Annotated in this window: 15 protein-coding genes and 1 pseudogene; 5 read left to right on the forward strand and 11 right to left on the reverse strand. The window is 60.7% G+C overall.

Annotated elements, in window-relative coordinates:
* The first annotated feature begins 317 nt into the window (after positions 1-317).
* The gene (locus tag B0G76_RS12555) at positions 318-518 is read left to right on the forward strand and encodes a hypothetical protein (RefSeq protein ID WP_120292536.1); all 201 of its coding nucleotides are present in this window, start codon (positions 318-320) and stop codon (positions 516-518) included.
* Between the two features lie 23 nt (positions 519-541).
* Here B0G76_RS12555 and B0G76_RS12560 read toward each other — a convergent pair whose 3' ends face one another.
* The 8 genes and pseudogenes from B0G76_RS12560 to B0G76_RS12595 all read right to left on the reverse strand — a co-directional run bounded on the left by B0G76_RS12560 (position 542) and on the right by B0G76_RS12595 (position 7,897).
* Positions 542-1,318, reverse strand: a complete 777-nt coding sequence (locus B0G76_RS12560) for an SDR family NAD(P)-dependent oxidoreductase (protein ID WP_120292538.1) — start codon at positions 1,316-1,318, stop codon at positions 542-544.
* Positions 1,319-1,363: 45 nt separating this feature from the next.
* A complete protein-coding gene (locus B0G76_RS12565) occupies positions 1,364-2,152 on the reverse strand; it encodes an SDR family NAD(P)-dependent oxidoreductase (protein WP_120292540.1) in 789 nt (262 codons plus the stop codon).
* 66 nt (positions 2,153-2,218) lie between these two features.
* Positions 2,219-3,085, reverse strand: coding sequence for an SDR family oxidoreductase (locus B0G76_RS12570; RefSeq protein WP_120292542.1), 867 nt, complete (start codon positions 3,083-3,085; stop codon positions 2,219-2,221).
* Positions 3,086-3,147: 62 nt separating this feature from the next.
* Positions 3,148-4,098 carry a branched-chain amino acid ABC transporter permease gene (locus B0G76_RS12575; RefSeq protein WP_259460561.1) on the reverse strand — a complete coding sequence of 317 codons (951 nt, stop codon included), beginning with the start codon at positions 4,096-4,098 and terminating at the stop codon, positions 3,148-3,150.
* 79 nt (positions 4,099-4,177) lie between these two features.
* Positions 4,178-5,059: pseudogene (locus B0G76_RS12580) on the reverse strand (branched-chain amino acid ABC transporter permease); the annotation flags it as partial.
* A 52-nt stretch (positions 5,060-5,111) separates the two neighbouring features.
* The gene (locus tag B0G76_RS12585) at positions 5,112-5,843 is read right to left on the reverse strand and encodes an ABC transporter ATP-binding protein (RefSeq protein WP_220700748.1); all 732 of its coding nucleotides are present in this window, start codon (positions 5,841-5,843) and stop codon (positions 5,112-5,114) included.
* Positions 5,836-6,588 (reverse strand): ABC transporter ATP-binding protein, encoded by a 753-nt coding sequence (locus B0G76_RS12590; protein ID WP_120292548.1) that lies wholly within the window; start codon positions 6,586-6,588, stop codon positions 5,836-5,838. The genes B0G76_RS12585 and B0G76_RS12590 overlap by 8 nt, the downstream gene beginning before the upstream one ends.
* A 67-nt stretch (positions 6,589-6,655) precedes the next feature.
* Positions 6,656-7,897, reverse strand: a complete 1,242-nt coding sequence (locus B0G76_RS12595) for an ABC transporter substrate-binding protein (RefSeq protein WP_120292550.1) — start codon at positions 7,895-7,897, stop codon at positions 6,656-6,658.
* A gap of 234 nt (positions 7,898-8,131) precedes the next feature.
* On the opposite strand from B0G76_RS12595, the gene B0G76_RS12600 reads away from it, so the two are divergent.
* Positions 8,132-8,425 carry a YciI family protein gene (locus B0G76_RS12600; RefSeq protein WP_114224795.1) on the forward strand — a complete coding sequence of 98 codons (294 nt, stop codon included), beginning with the start codon at positions 8,132-8,134 and terminating at the stop codon, positions 8,423-8,425.
* 89 nt (positions 8,426-8,514) lie between these two features.
* Here the strand turns inward: B0G76_RS12600 and B0G76_RS12605 are convergent, their stop codons facing one another.
* Complete coding sequence (locus tag B0G76_RS12605) at positions 8,515-10,215, reverse strand: FAD-dependent oxidoreductase (RefSeq protein WP_120292552.1); 1,701 nt, start codon at positions 10,213-10,215, stop codon at positions 8,515-8,517.
* 231 nt (positions 10,216-10,446) lie between these two features.
* On the opposite strand from B0G76_RS12605, the gene B0G76_RS12610 reads away from it, so the two are divergent.
* Together B0G76_RS12610 and B0G76_RS12615 are read left to right on the forward strand one after the other, a co-directional pair.
* Positions 10,447-10,887 (forward strand): SgcJ/EcaC family oxidoreductase, encoded by a 441-nt coding sequence (locus B0G76_RS12610; protein WP_120292553.1) that lies wholly within the window; start codon positions 10,447-10,449, stop codon positions 10,885-10,887.
* Positions 10,888-10,932: 45 nt separating this feature from the next.
* Positions 10,933-11,688, forward strand: coding sequence for an SDR family NAD(P)-dependent oxidoreductase (locus B0G76_RS12615; RefSeq protein WP_120292555.1), 756 nt, complete (start codon positions 10,933-10,935; stop codon positions 11,686-11,688).
* 27 nt (positions 11,689-11,715) lie between these two features.
* On the opposite strand, the gene B0G76_RS12620 is transcribed toward B0G76_RS12615, so the two are convergent.
* Both B0G76_RS12620 and B0G76_RS12625 read right to left on the reverse strand, forming a co-directional pair.
* Positions 11,716-12,039, reverse strand: coding sequence for a DUF4148 domain-containing protein (locus B0G76_RS12620; RefSeq protein ID WP_259460562.1), 324 nt, complete (start codon positions 12,037-12,039; stop codon positions 11,716-11,718).
* A gap of 97 nt (positions 12,040-12,136) precedes the next feature.
* Positions 12,137-12,415, reverse strand: a complete 279-nt coding sequence (locus B0G76_RS12625; RefSeq protein WP_220700749.1) for an asparaginase domain-containing protein — start codon at positions 12,413-12,415, stop codon at positions 12,137-12,139.
* Between the two features lie 221 nt (positions 12,416-12,636).
* Here B0G76_RS12625 and B0G76_RS42455 point away from each other — a divergent pair, with 221 nt between their 5' ends.
* Positions 12,637-13,305, forward strand: coding sequence for a hypothetical protein (locus tag B0G76_RS42455; protein ID WP_147394037.1), 669 nt, complete (start codon positions 12,637-12,639; stop codon positions 13,303-13,305).
* The last annotated feature ends 631 nt before the right edge of the window (positions 13,306-13,936 follow it).

The following is a 13,936-nucleotide window of genomic DNA, read 5'->3' on the forward strand; positions in this document are numbered from 1 at the left end:
TCGCCCCGTGCCTCAGGGCCCTACAAGATCGGTCGAACACAGGACCTCCCAGGTTCCTGGGGAATCCATCCTCGCACCTTTGCCCTGCTCTCGGACCCCGGTCGGTCTGGCGAGCCTCACCATTACGGCTCGCACAGTGCTGTCCCCAGTGTTCGGAAAGTGAAGACACCAACAGTTGATTATCTCGAGGCTCAATCACATGGCTTCGGTACCTGCTGCCTACGCTTCAAGTAGTGCGTCACCGCACTCGCATGCAAGGCTCGCTTCCGGCTGGTGGCTAGCCTTTACCGGGAGGGAGTCGAACCCTCTGGATTCCAATGACTGGTTTCCGCAATACACACTTCCTCCAATCCCAGGCTTCGCCTGGCGCTACCGAACTGAATCTCATCGAAATCCTCTGGAAGCACGCCAAGTATCACTGGCGCGGCTTCGTCACCTGGACCAAGGAAACCATCGATGCCGAGGTCAAAAAACTGCTCGACGGATTCGGCTCAGATTTTCAAATCAGATTTTCGTGAACACTTATCACATCCGACCCGGTTTAGAAAAACGACTGTCCGCCATCAACGGTTACAACCTGTCCGGTGATGTGGCGGCCGGTTTCGCCGAGCAGAAACGTGATGGCCGCCGCCTGATCGGCCGCCTGCGCCATGCGTCCGAGTGGAATACCAAGGCGCCACTGTGCAAGGTTGCCGTTGATCGCGATCTCGTGCCGCACCGGGTCTGTTCCCATCATCGCAGTGGCAGTCGAGCCTGGACACACGATGTTGACCGTGATGTTCTTGCGGGCCAGTTCAAGCGCCATATAGCGACCCAACTGGATCACCGCGGCTTTCGACGCACCGTAGGCCGCCGCGGTCAGTTGCGGCTGGCGCGCGCCGATCGAAGCGACCAGAACGATGCGGCCGTTGCCCCGCTCCAGCATGTGATTCGCGACGGTCTGCGAGACCAGAAACGCACCGGTGGTGTTGACCGCAAACATGCGATCCCAGGTGGCGCGCGAAGTCGTCGTGAAAGACTCCGGCGAATACAGGCCGGCCGCAACGACGAGACCGTCGATCGCGCCGTGGTTCTGTACGACCGCCTCGACGACGTGCGCAATCGAGGCCTCGTTCGTGACATCGAGCGCATGGGCCGAATGCCGCTCGCGCCCCGGCAGATCGGCCGCGAGTTCGTGCACCCGTGCGCCATCGAGATCAGCCAGCGCAACGCGGGCGCCTTGCTCCGCCAGCATCTGCGCGGTTGCAAACCCAATGCCCTCGCGCGCACCGCCGCCAACGACAAACATCGACTTGCCTTCGAAAGTGGATAGACTCACAACGAACCCCTTGTGTTGATTGAAATGGTGGGATGCGTACCGCGCTCATCTTGGTACCTGATACAGGCCGGCCTGGCTAGCCACCTTCCAATAGGCCGCACCTGCTGTAAAGCCACCGTCCACGACGATTTCCTCACCTGTGATGCCGCCGGACGCCGGGCTCGCGAGGAACGCGACGACTGACGCGATTTCATCGGCTTCGACCGCCCGGCCGACCGGTGTCATATCGATCATCGGCTGCAGGTGCGGTGCATGGCGATTGATGTCCGTCACGACAAGTCCAGGGCAAACGCAGTTGACGCGCACGTTGAAGGCCGCGAATTCGAGCGCGGCCGACTTCGTCAAACCGCGCACGCCCCATTTGCTCGCCGTATAGGCGGGATCCGCATGCCCGGACAACGCCGCATTGGACGCGATATTGACGATCGCACCGCTGCGTTGCGCGCACATAGTCGGTGCGACCTGGCTCACGCCGAGAAAGGTGCCTGTGAGATTGACGTCGAGGACCTGGCGCCACTCGGCTTGCGGATAGTTCGAGATCGTCTTGCGATAGAGAATGCCAGCGTTGTTGACCAGCACGTCGATGCGCCCGCGCCACTGCAGCACCGCTGCGATCACCTGGCTCCAGTTTTCCTGCGATGTCACGTCGAGCTTGAAAAACCGCGCTTGCAGCCCTCGCTCCCGCAACTCGTAGGCGCTCTGCTCGCCTTCCTCGGGCGCGACGTCACAGATCGCAACATAAGCGCCACCCTCGGCGAACAAGGTCGACTCGACGCGGCCCATGCCGCGGGCGCCGCCGGTGACGATGACAACCTTTTCCTGAAATGTCTGCATGCTGGTTCCTGTGATGAATTCGATGACACTGCGATGCGTTGCGTAGTGGGGTAATGGGTGTAACGGCTATGGGTTCGGCATGATCGTCCTGCCGATGAGCGGCCAACCGATTGGCGCAACCGAAGCATCGCCGGCTGCAGTGGCCGCCTCGGGTGTCCAGGTGGCGGCCAGCACCCGCTTGCCGTTTGGCGCCGCGTTGCCTTCCGACACTAGCCACGCGAGCGGCGCGATCAGCGCTTGCGGCGGCACCAGCTTCGATCGGTCGAAACCCGCCTCCGGGGGAATCATCGGCGTATCCGCAGGACCGCCCGGCACGAGTACATTGACGGTAACGCCGGTGCCGGCAAGGTCCTGGGCCATGATGGCCGAATGCGATTCGAGCGCTGCCTTCGAGCCGCCGTATGGTGCGAAGCCGCGTCGCATCATCGATTCATGGCTAGTTGTGACATTCACAACACGCCCCCAGTTTTGCGCGCGCATGCGCCGCGCGGCGTGAATCGCGAGCAGAAACGGCGCGACAGCATTGATCTCGAAGAACAACCGCACCATGTCATCGGATAGATCGACAAACGAAGGTGGATTGTCGAAGTAATTAGGGGTGACAAGCGACGGCCCCACACCCGCGTTGTTGACCAGGATGTCGATGCCGCCAAGCGTTTCGTCTGCCCTGAACATTACGTCGGCGACTGCACCGGGTTGCGTCAGGTCACACTCGAAGCTGAAGGCATTGGCCGCGCCGCGCTGCCCATTTGCCTGAGCGACCGCTTCCGCGACCTGCTGGGCATCACGGTCGATAAACAGCACGGTGTGGCCAGCGTCGAGCAGCCCATTCGCCATCGCACGGCCAAGCCCACGCGCCGCCCCCGTGACGACTGCGCGACGGCGCATCCCGGAGGAGATGTCGTCGATCGTGCTATTTCCCACACTTGTCATCTCATCGACTCCATAAAAGGCCAAGGAAACATCAGCCACATCACGAAAGACACAGCGCGCGTCTACAACGTTTTGGCGACGAGTTCTTCACTCGCCTTCGGCGGTACCGGCGCGCGCCGATTAAACAACCGGGCAGCTTCGCCCACGATCCCGCGCCGGAACACCAGCACACAAACCATAAAGATCGCGCCCTGAATAACCGTCACCCACGCGCCCAGCGCCGCCAGGTAGTTCTCCATCGCCGCCGCGATCATCGCGCCCACGATCGGCCCAGAGAACGTACCCACGCCGCCTAGAATCGCCATCAGGATCGCGAGTCCTGACATCGACCAGTGAACGTTGTTGAGCGACGCCAACTGGAACACCAACGAATCGAGCGAACCGGCCACTCCGGCCATCGTCGCTGACAGCACGAACGTGAGCAGCTTGAAGTAATGCGTCTCGTAGCCCAGTGAGATTGCACGCTGCTCGTTCTCCCGGATGCCTTTCAGCACGTTACCGAACGGCGAATGAATTGCGCGATAGATGACCCACAGCCCACCCACGCAGGTGACGAACACGAAGTAGTACAGAGCCGTGGTGTTGCTGAGGTCAATCCTCCCGAACAGCATGCCGCGCGGCACATCCTGGATGCCCTCGTCGGCATGCGTGAACGGCGCCTGCAACGAAAAGAAGTAGACAAGCTGTGCGAGCGCAAGCGTCACCATCGAGAAATAGATGCCCTGCCGGCGAATCGAGACGAAGCCGAACGCCAGTCCCATCATCGCCGCGACGGCTGCACCGGCCAGCACGCCGAGCAACGGGTCGAAGCCGTACTCCTTCACGCAATGCGCGGTCACATAGCCGGCGAAGCCGTAGAAAGCCGCATGACCGAACGACAACAGGCCGCCGTAGCCAAGCAACAGATTGAATGCGCTGGCAAACAGTGCAAAGCACAGCACCTTCATCAGGAACACCGGATAGATGAGCGCAGGCGCCACGAGGCCGAGTGCGAGCAGAAGCAGGATCAGCACGCGCGTTGTGGCCGGCGAGAAAAAACGGCCGCGGCGGTTCGCAGTGCACCGCCTGCCCCTGGCTGGTCAGCAACGCATTGCCGAAGAGTCCTGCCGGTCGCACCAGCAGCACGACGACCATGATGAGGAACACGACCGTCGTTGAGGCCTGGGGGTAGAAGACCCGCGTCAGGCCTTCGGCCACACCGAGTGCGAATCCCGAGATGATGGCCCCCATGATCGATCCCATGCCACCTATCACGACGATCGCGAATACGACGATGATGACGTCCGAGCCCATCTGCGCGTTGGCCTGGTAAATCGGCGCGGCCATCACGCCTGCGAGTGCCGCGAGGCCCACGCCGAACCCATAAGTCAGCGTGACCAGGCGCGGCACGTTGATGCCGAACGCGCGGGTCAGCCTGGGATTCTCGGTCGCCGCCCGCAGGTGCGCGCCGAGCGATGTACGCTCGATCATGTACCAAGTCGCGAGGCAGACCGACAGCGCCGCACCGATCACCCACACGCGGTAAGCGGGAAGAAAGATGAAGCCCAGATCCCACGCCGCGCCAAGCGAAGGCGGTATCGGATAAGGCACACCCGTCGAGCCGAACCTGTAGCGCACGAGTCCCTCGATCACGAGCGACATGCCGAACGTGAGCAACATGCCGTACAGGTGATTCAGCCGATACATGCGCTTGAGGAGTGTGCGTTCGAGCACGATGCCGAATGCGCCGACCAGAACGGGAGCGATGATTAGCGTGGGCCAGTAACCGAGGCCGAATGTATCGAGCAATACATAAGCGCCTAGCGCCCCGAGCATGTACTGCGCGCCATGCGCAAAGTTCACGATCCCGAGCAATCCGAAGATCACCGCGAGGCCGAGACTAAGCATTGCGTAAAAACCACCGTTGATGAGACCAATCAGCAACTGTCCGAAAAACGCCGCGGGCGGCGGCAAAGCCTGGAGTAACGAGTCCATCTTCTGCTCCTAGTCCGTATCAAATGTCTTGCGATGCCGGGGCTCGCCGCCCTCAAACCGACAGGTATTGATTGACACGCTGGCTACTGCTGTCGAAAGCGGCACGCGAGATCATGTCGACCACGCGGCCATGCTCGACGATGTAGTGGCGATCGGCGACGCCCGCTGCGAAGTGAGCGTTCTGCTCGACCAGCAGGATGGTGATACCGCGTTGTTTGAGGGTGCCGATAAGCGTCCCGATCTGCTCGACAATCACGGGTGCGAGACCCTCGGTTGGCTCGTCGAGCAACAACAACCGCGCGCCGGTGCGCAGGATGCGGGCGATCGCGAGCATCTGCAGTTCGCCGCCGGACATGCAGGTCCCCTGGCTCTGACGGCGCTCGTACAGGTTCGGGAAAATCTGGTATATCTCGTCGACGGACATGCCCCCGCCGGCCACCACCGGCGGCAGCAGCAGGTTTTCTCCGACTGTCAGGCTGGCATAGATCCCCCGCTCCTCCGGACAATAGGCAATGCCCAGCTTCGCAATCCGTTCAGAAGGCAGCAGCGTGCATTCGCGGCCGTCGAACCGGATTTCACCGTCACGACGGTCGATGATCCCCATGATGGTCTTGAGCGTCGTCGATTTGCCTGCGCCGTTGCGGCCGAGCAGCGTGACAACCTCGCCACGTCCGATCTCAAAGTTAATGCCATGCAGCACCTGTGATTCGCCATACCAGGCACGCAGGTTCCGTATTGTCAGCAGAACGTCGTCAGCCTTGATGCGCGTCGTATCGTCAGTCATGGGCATACCCCATATAAGCGGCTCGAACGTCGGGATCTTTCGATACCTCAGCGTATGCTCCTTCGGCCAACACCTTGCCACGCGCCATCACGGTGATACGGTTCGACAATGCCTGGACTACGGACAGGTTGTGCTCGACCATCAGCACCGTATAGCGTTCACCGACTTTGGCGATCAGGTTCGAGACGGTGCCGATGTCTTCCCGGCCGAGGCCGGCCATCGGCTCGTCGAGCAATAGCAACTCCGGCTCGATCGACAGCGTTGTGGCGATTTCGAGCGCGCGCCGGCGGCCATACGACAGGTCGGCCGCTACCGCGTGCATGTAATCGGCAAGGCCCACTGCAGCGATCAATTCTTCGGCGCGTTCGTTGAGTACGTCGAGGCTGCGTTCGTTGCGCCAGAAATGAAACGCCGTGCCGAGCTTGCGTTGTAGGGCAAGACGCAGGTTGTCAAGCACCGTCAGGTGCGGAAAGATCGCCGAGATCTGGAACGAACGCACCATACCCATACGGGCAACCTCGGCAGACCGCGCATGCGTAATGTCGTTGTCGCGATAGCTGATGGTGCCCGCGGTCGGTTGGAGGAACTTTGTCAGCAGGTTGAATACTGTCGTCTTTCCGGCCCCATTGGGTCCGATCAGCGCATGAATGTGGCCGCGTTCAATACGCAGATCCACGCCTCCCACCGCAAGGTGGCCGCCGAATTGCTTGACGAGCCCCCGTGCTTCGAGAATGTACTGACTCATGAAATTACCTCTGTGTCGTAGCGTGCGCCGGATGCGCCAGGAGAAAGCGTTGACGTAAGCCCCGAGATCACTTTTTCACCAACGGGCATTCGCTACGCGCTAGCGGTGAGTACGCTTCGTCAGGCGGTACGACGGCGAGCAATTCGGCATAGTCGAATACCGATTTCGATTGCGATGGCGCCTTCACTCTCGCGAGGTACATCGGACGGATCAATTCGGTGTCGGCGCGGATATGACCGTTCTTGACGGCGAAGGAGTTGACCGGCATGGCTTTCATCTCCGGCACGACAACCGTGGCGTCGTCGCTTTTCGTCTGCTGAACTGCCTTGAGGTAATGAGTGACGGCCTCATACTCGGCGACGTGCGAAAACGCGGGCACGACGCCCGTTCTCGCCATGAAACGCTTCGACCAGGCAAGTGCATCGGCATTCATCTCCGGATAGAAAGGCGTGGCAAATACAATGCCTGCCGCCTGGTCGAGTCCCATCGCCTTGATGTCCGTCGCGAACAACCCCCCGTTTGCGACCAGCGTGACGCCGCCCTGTGTCATGCCGAACTGGTGCGCCGCCTTGACGACGTTGACCATGTCAGTGCCGCCGAAGCCGACCGCAAGACTGGTAGGTCGCAACGCCTGCGCCTGCAACACAAATGACGACACATCGCCGGCATTAACCGGCACACGCACTTCACCCGCGAGGCGCCCACCGCCGCTCTTGATGCCCTCGATCGCGGCGTTGTAGGCAGGCGTACCGGCGGCGGTGTCCTGCACCATGACATACCACGCCTTGCCAAGCTTCTGGCTCACATAGCGAGTGGACGGGACACCGAGCGCGTAGAAATCGGGCGACCAGTGAATGCTATTCGGCAGGCACACCTTGCCGTTCAGATCAGAGGTCTGGGCGATCGTGTAAACCACAGTGCGCGTTGGACGCGTCTTCGCAATCGCCGAGGCAGCCATCGCGACGGACGAACCCGCGAGACTGAATACGGCGGCAATGTTGTCGCGATCGAACCACTGCGTCAGGATTGCCGAGCCTACGGCAGGTTTCATTTGGTGGTCGGCCGTCACCAGTTCGATCTTGCGGCCGTTGACCGTGCCGCCGAAATCCTCGATCGCCATCTGGGCGGCTGCCACAGAGTACTTACCGGCCAGGTCGCTATAGGCCGACGACATGTCGGTCAGCACGCCGATCTTCAGCGGGCCATTCGACTGGGCGGCAGCGGGCCATGCCGCGGTCAAGGCTGCGGACACCATCAGCGGTATCGCACAAGACCTACCGATGCTCGCAAGGCAAGGGGGAAAGTTCATGACTGTGTCTCCAGTTGATTTTATGTTTGGTTGTCGTTTATGCAATTATTTCGACACTATTGTCAAACCGTCAAGCGAGCGATGGTCCGTTTTTACCCTGATACCGGAAGGGTTAACGTCAGGAGTCGGCGTTAAAGGCCAGCTTCAAGGGTTATCTTGTATGTCTGTTTTTTGACGACATCGTAGAATTCACGCAATGCTTACGTGGTCACCTATCTACAGGAGAAAAGTTTCATGCCCTATGCCATGCTCACTTTCGACAAACCCGACAGCGGCGCGCTGCGCACTGAACTTCGGCCACAACATGTCGCCTACCTGAGCGAGCGAAAACATCTGATGCTCGCGGGTGGCGCCATGCTCGATCCAGAGGGCGTGCCGCACGGTGGCATCATCATCATCGATACTGACGACAAGTCCGTTGCCGAGGCATTCGCCGCCGGTGATCCTTTCAACAAAGGCGGTCTGTTTCAGGAGGTGAAAGTCGTGCAGTGGCGCAAGTCGTTCTTCAATTTCGAGAACTGCATGTAAGCGCGGTTCGGAGCGGCCTGAAGGCCACTACTCCGGCGCCATCGGTGAAAAAGGCCGTTTGCGGGGGACGCAAACGGCCTTTTTCTCTGTCAGTCGTCGATCCCGGCAAGATGTCGACCGACGATATAGCCAAACGTCATCGCTGGCCCGAGGGTCGACCCGCCGCCCGGATAGCTGCCGCCGAAGATGCTAGCCATGTCGTTCCCGACGGCGTACAACCCCGCAATCGGCTCGCGCTGCTCGTCGAGTACACGCCCCTGGGTATCGGTGCGCAGGCCGCCAAACGTGCCGATATCGCCGGGCATCAGCCGGACGGCGTAATACGGCCCTTTGTCGAGCGGTCCAATGCATGGATTCGGCGTATGCAGTGGATCGCCCTGGAAGCGGTCGTAGGCAGCCTCCCCCTTGTGGAACGCCGGATCGCGACCGTCGCGCGCGTGCAGATTGAATTGCTGAATCGCCTGCGCGAGGCCACCGGCGTCGATCCCCGCACGTTTCGCCAAAGCCTCGATGGTCGCACCGCGCAACAGATAACCGGAGCGCAGGTAAGGACTGAGCGGTACAGGGAACGGTTTGGCAAACCCAAGGCCGTATTTGCGCACCGCCCGGTGAACGGCGACAAGAAAAACAGCCTGACGCTGCCCGGGTGCCTCGCCGATCATGGCGGCGCCGAAATCGTGATAGTTGGCGCCTTCATTGGTAAAGCGCCGGCCGTCTGCGCGCACCGCGATGATGCCGGGTTTGCCGCGATCAAGAATGTGCGTGATAGCGGTTTCCCGGCCATTGCCGAGTGGCACGCGCGACACCGGCATCCACGAGCCGAGGTGCGGATACGTCATGTTGGTGGCGGCGCCAATCGACTCCGCGAGACGCAGACCGTCGCCGGTGTTGGTTGCCGGCGCCATCGTGATGTGTTCGGCCGAACCGGGTGCGTGTGGAAACACAGCCTCGCGGCGTGCGAGGTCGCCCGGAAAACCGCCCGTCGCGAGGACGACGCCGCGGGTCGCCCGGACCCGCTTCACCTGCCCTTCGTGCGTGATCACGGCACCAAAGACACGGCCTCCCTCGTCGAGCAGATCTGTCACGGGCGTACTTAACCATATCGGGATGTCGAGTTGGACCGCCGACTTGTACAGGCGCGCGGCCAGTGCGGCACCGTTGAAGAGCTTCATGCTGCGCCCGTGAAGCAGCAGGTCCCGGCCATATTTGACAAGGCGTTTGGCCGTGTACCAGGCCGAATTCACCGAATAAAGCGCATTCAGAAAGTGCCGCATGTCCGGCCCGGAGCCAAAGGTGAGGCCGACAAAGGTCATGCCGCGAATCGGCGGGCTCAGCAATGCTGCGTGAGGGCCCAGTTCATTGGCGTCGTACGGTTCAGCGCAGATCGGTCGGCCGCCGTGCGAAGCGCCGGGCGTCTCCGCGTGGTAGTCGGGGAAGGCCGCGCCGAGCGTGAACCTGACCGCCGTCTCGCGCTCGAAAAATTCGACCATAGCGGGCGCATTCCTGAGGAACGCATCGACGCGCGGGCCGTCGAAGTGCTGGCCGGCTTCGCTCTCGACGTAGCCGCGTGCCGCCTCCACCGTGTCTTCAATGCCGGCTCTGCGTGCTAGCGGGTTGTTCGGCACCCATAGCCAGCCACCCGATAGCGCTGTGCTGCCACCGAATACGGGCTGTTTTTCGACCACTATGACGTTCAGCCCCTGCTTCTTTGCGGTGATGGCCGTCGCCAGGCCACCCGCACCGGTGCCGACCACCAGCACGTCGCATGTCACGTTCTCGTTGTCACTCATGTCTTCCTCCGTTTGTCTGAATGCGTTGTCGGCGCGCGCGGAGCATTCGCGGGATCATCCTGACTCAATGATCGCGTGGACTCGCGTGCTGCACTGCTTGTATTTGACATATTAGACAAACCATTGACATTTCAGTCAACACAAAGTTAAATGAATGTACGCTGGCCATCGCGACCGAACCATGCGTGACGCAGACACGGTTTGTCGCTCCGCTTTGAAAAGACAAGAAGCATGTCCGCTATAGAAACCACAGTGAAAGAGGCGCCCAGCGCTGCAGGCGAGGCGCTGCGTTCCACGGAAAGCGCATGGAATGCTGCAGCGCTGCATTGGGACGTCGACGGCCTGACCGCGCTGTATAGCGACGACGCCACGATGTTCGCGGGTCGGCCCGGCATGGCCACCGGCACGCAAGGTGTGCGCGGATACTTCGCGTCGTACATCGGCATGCTGAGTTCGACGCAGCTCGAACTCGTCGACCAGAGGATCACCGAGCTCGGCCCCGACGCGTTTCTCGCTCAGGGTTACGGCAACTTCCGCTTTACGCTCGCCAGTGGCAAACCGTCGGTTGCCACCTTACGCACCACGTGGCTTCTTGTGCGGCGCAGCGGACGATGGTTGATTGCTCATCATCATTTTTCCGCCACCCCTGCGGTGCCACCCGTACCGCAATGACGCTTGTTTGTATCCGCCACAGTTAGCGAGAAAAGAGGTTCTGACATGCTCCGGCTTAACGACAAGGTAGCGATCATCACGGGCGCCGCAAGCGGCATCGGGCGTAGCGCAGCGGAGTTGTTTGCCCGTGAAGGCGCAAGCGTCGTGGTGGCCGATATCGACGCCGCTGCGGCGGCGGCCGTCGCGACTAGCATTCGGGAGGACGGCGGCAAGGCGATCGCGATAACAACCGACGTCACGCAAAGCGATAGTATCGCTGCGACGATCGAGGCAACCGTGGCTGAGTTTGGCAAACTCGACGTCCTCTATAACAACGCGGGCGGCTCGACGCCGCGCGATAACACGGTAGTCGACGCGGATCTCGGCGAGTTCTGGCGCGTCGTCAAAGTCGACTTGTGGGGCACCTTCCTTGGCTGCCGCTTCGCGATACCGCATATGCGCAAAAATGGCGGCGGAGCGATCGTCAACATGGTATCGAATGTCGCGCTGATGGGCGTTCCCGGCGTGGACTGCTACACGTCGGCCAAGGGCGGTGTCGCCGCGCTGACGCGCTCCCTTGCCGTGACCTACGCGGCTGACCGGATTCGTGTCAACGCAATCGCGCCCTCCACCACGCTTTCGCCACGGGTTATCGAGCGCCTGCAGGGAAGTCAGGGCATGCGCGATCTTGCCGCGAAGAACCTGCTCGGCGCGGCAGAGCCCATTGATATCGCCTATGCCGCACTGTTTCTGGCCTCGGAAGAGGCGCGTGTCACCACCGGCTTGATCTTCCTCGCGGAAAGCGGCACGACCGTCTCGTAACCCACCGGCGCGACGGTCGGCAATGACCTACTTTGAAACTGACGACTGTGTCGGCGCAGCGCCCGCTTCCGCCCAGGCGCTCATTGATGTGCGATAGCTCAAGCCTGCGGCGGAAGCCTGGACGGCCGTGTTACGCGCCGCAACCGTGGCTTCAGCAATCTGCAGATCCGCAGGGTAACGGGCGTCGTGACTAGCGGCCGGTTCATAACCGGCCTGTTCTAGCTGACGCAATTCCGCGCGGACCTGATCGCGGGTCAAGGCCGGCGTCGTTTCGGCGAATAATATCGCTGGAACAAGCAGTACAGCGGCGAGGGCAACAGCAACAATTCGATTGGCGGACTTCGTTCTCACAACACTTACCTCCGGATAGCTTGGCGTTCTGCAGGGTCCACGACATGCGGGCGATGAATGACGCCAGTCTAGCTATCGTCCTGTGCCGTAAAAATCGTCATTTCGAACACACACACTTCCTGATTTGATAAAAGTCCGGCGGATCGGTAATCCCAACACCTGCGATATCCGGTTGGGCGAGAAGCTGATTCACGCGCCTGGCGAGCTTCAGGAGGATATCGTTGATGATGTTCTCGCTTCCGGATACATGGACAATCTTGCCCAGCGACGGTACCGATGTGAGGAGGGCGTCAGCCGTGAGTACGCCCGGCTTGTAGCCCGTCGTTTGCGTCTCACTCCCAGCGCTACCTGCAATCGTGCCACCGGTTGCAAGCACTGCAACGTGCGGTAATGACCCTGAAGTTTGGGACCGCGCGATGATAGGTGACACTGAGAGCACGCAAACCGTAAGAGCAGCAAAAAGCCGGGCTATCCCTACTTTCAGGAGCGCGTTTTCGCTGCACAGGACGTAGCCGACTCGAGCACGCTTACCCGGTTCTTCCGTTGCTTGGTCTCGGTGAAATTCTCGAATCGGGAGTAGTGCCGTATCGAAACACTGTGCGTGCGCTGACGGCGTTGCCTAGTCAAATCGTCGAAAGCCCGCATGCCATTCCGCTTTTGTCGGGGTCTGCTGCCAATCCATTACTGCACGAATCGGCTCATTTCGTTGCGGACAGGTACGGCTTGATGCTCGACGACAGTTTGCCGAGGATGAGCGATGATTGCCGACGTATCGCAGTTGGGCTGGCGTGCGAAGGATATGCGAATGTAGTCGAACTATTTGCAACGCGACATGTTCGCTCTCGTGTATCCGGCGTATTCCTTTGTATGAACTCCTACCTGCGCGACGATGAAGTTCAACGTGACGAAAATGCGCAGACTGGTGGCCCTGATCGGCCGTCGGCGCGCCTTTATAGTATGTGGCCTACTTTTCTTTTCAAGGAACGTCGGAGATTTCTGTCCTGTTCCCCGCACGTCGCCAGATTGATTGCGCGAAGTGCGCCTTTTCTGCCTATCGACGAAAAAACGGAGGTACAACGGCTGGCCGGTCGTCTCACTTGTATCGACCGGAACTTCACCGAGATGACAACACCAAACTACCTTGCAATATTTCACGGGCGCAACGCCGCGAGGCATGCACTCTTGACGCTGCGCAAAAGCACACATCTGCATGAACCTTACCTGCTAGCATGCTTCGGGCGAGCCGCTGCGCTGACCTTTCAGTAATTGCCGCGGTGCTTCATTAGGCCGGATATCCGCACGGCAAGCTCGCGCGAACACCTAGTCGCCAGTCGCGCCCTCGCGCGTTGGCTGCGGCATTTATCGCGCCGGACAGTGCGCGCTCTAGTCTTGCAGTCAGGGACCCGCCTCGAATGTAGGCTCAACTGACTGGTATTCGACGGGAACGGAAAGGACCCGATTGAAAAGACTACGCGAGAAACAGTGCTGGCGCTCATGGCAGCACAGGGCGACCTGACTATCGCGACCGGGCCGAGATACAGCGACGCAGAGTAGCGCTCGCGAAAGCGGAGGGCAAGTACACGGGCCGCGTAACCCGGCAACGCATGCAGTTCGGGAGCTTCGAGCAGGCACAGTGCCGGCGCTGGCTCGAGATGCTTGCGAACCAGATACGGACTTTTCAGACCCAGCGGCCGTACGCATTGCCAGATTTCCTGTGCCTCCCGAGCCACGGCTGCGTGCCGGGCCAGCTGCCGGGCTTCATCGCGCGCCCGGCGTTTCAGCGGGCCCGGCGGGAGTGCTGTTGCCATCAGTTCGGGGTAGTGCGTGGGCTTCTGATTAAAACCGTGCTGCCACGTGTAGGTGCTCCGAAACAACCAGAAATCGTCATGCCCTATCG

The organism is Paraburkholderia sp. BL23I1N1 (assembly GCF_003610295.1).
Taxonomy (GTDB): Bacteria; Pseudomonadota; Gammaproteobacteria; order Burkholderiales; family Burkholderiaceae; genus Paraburkholderia.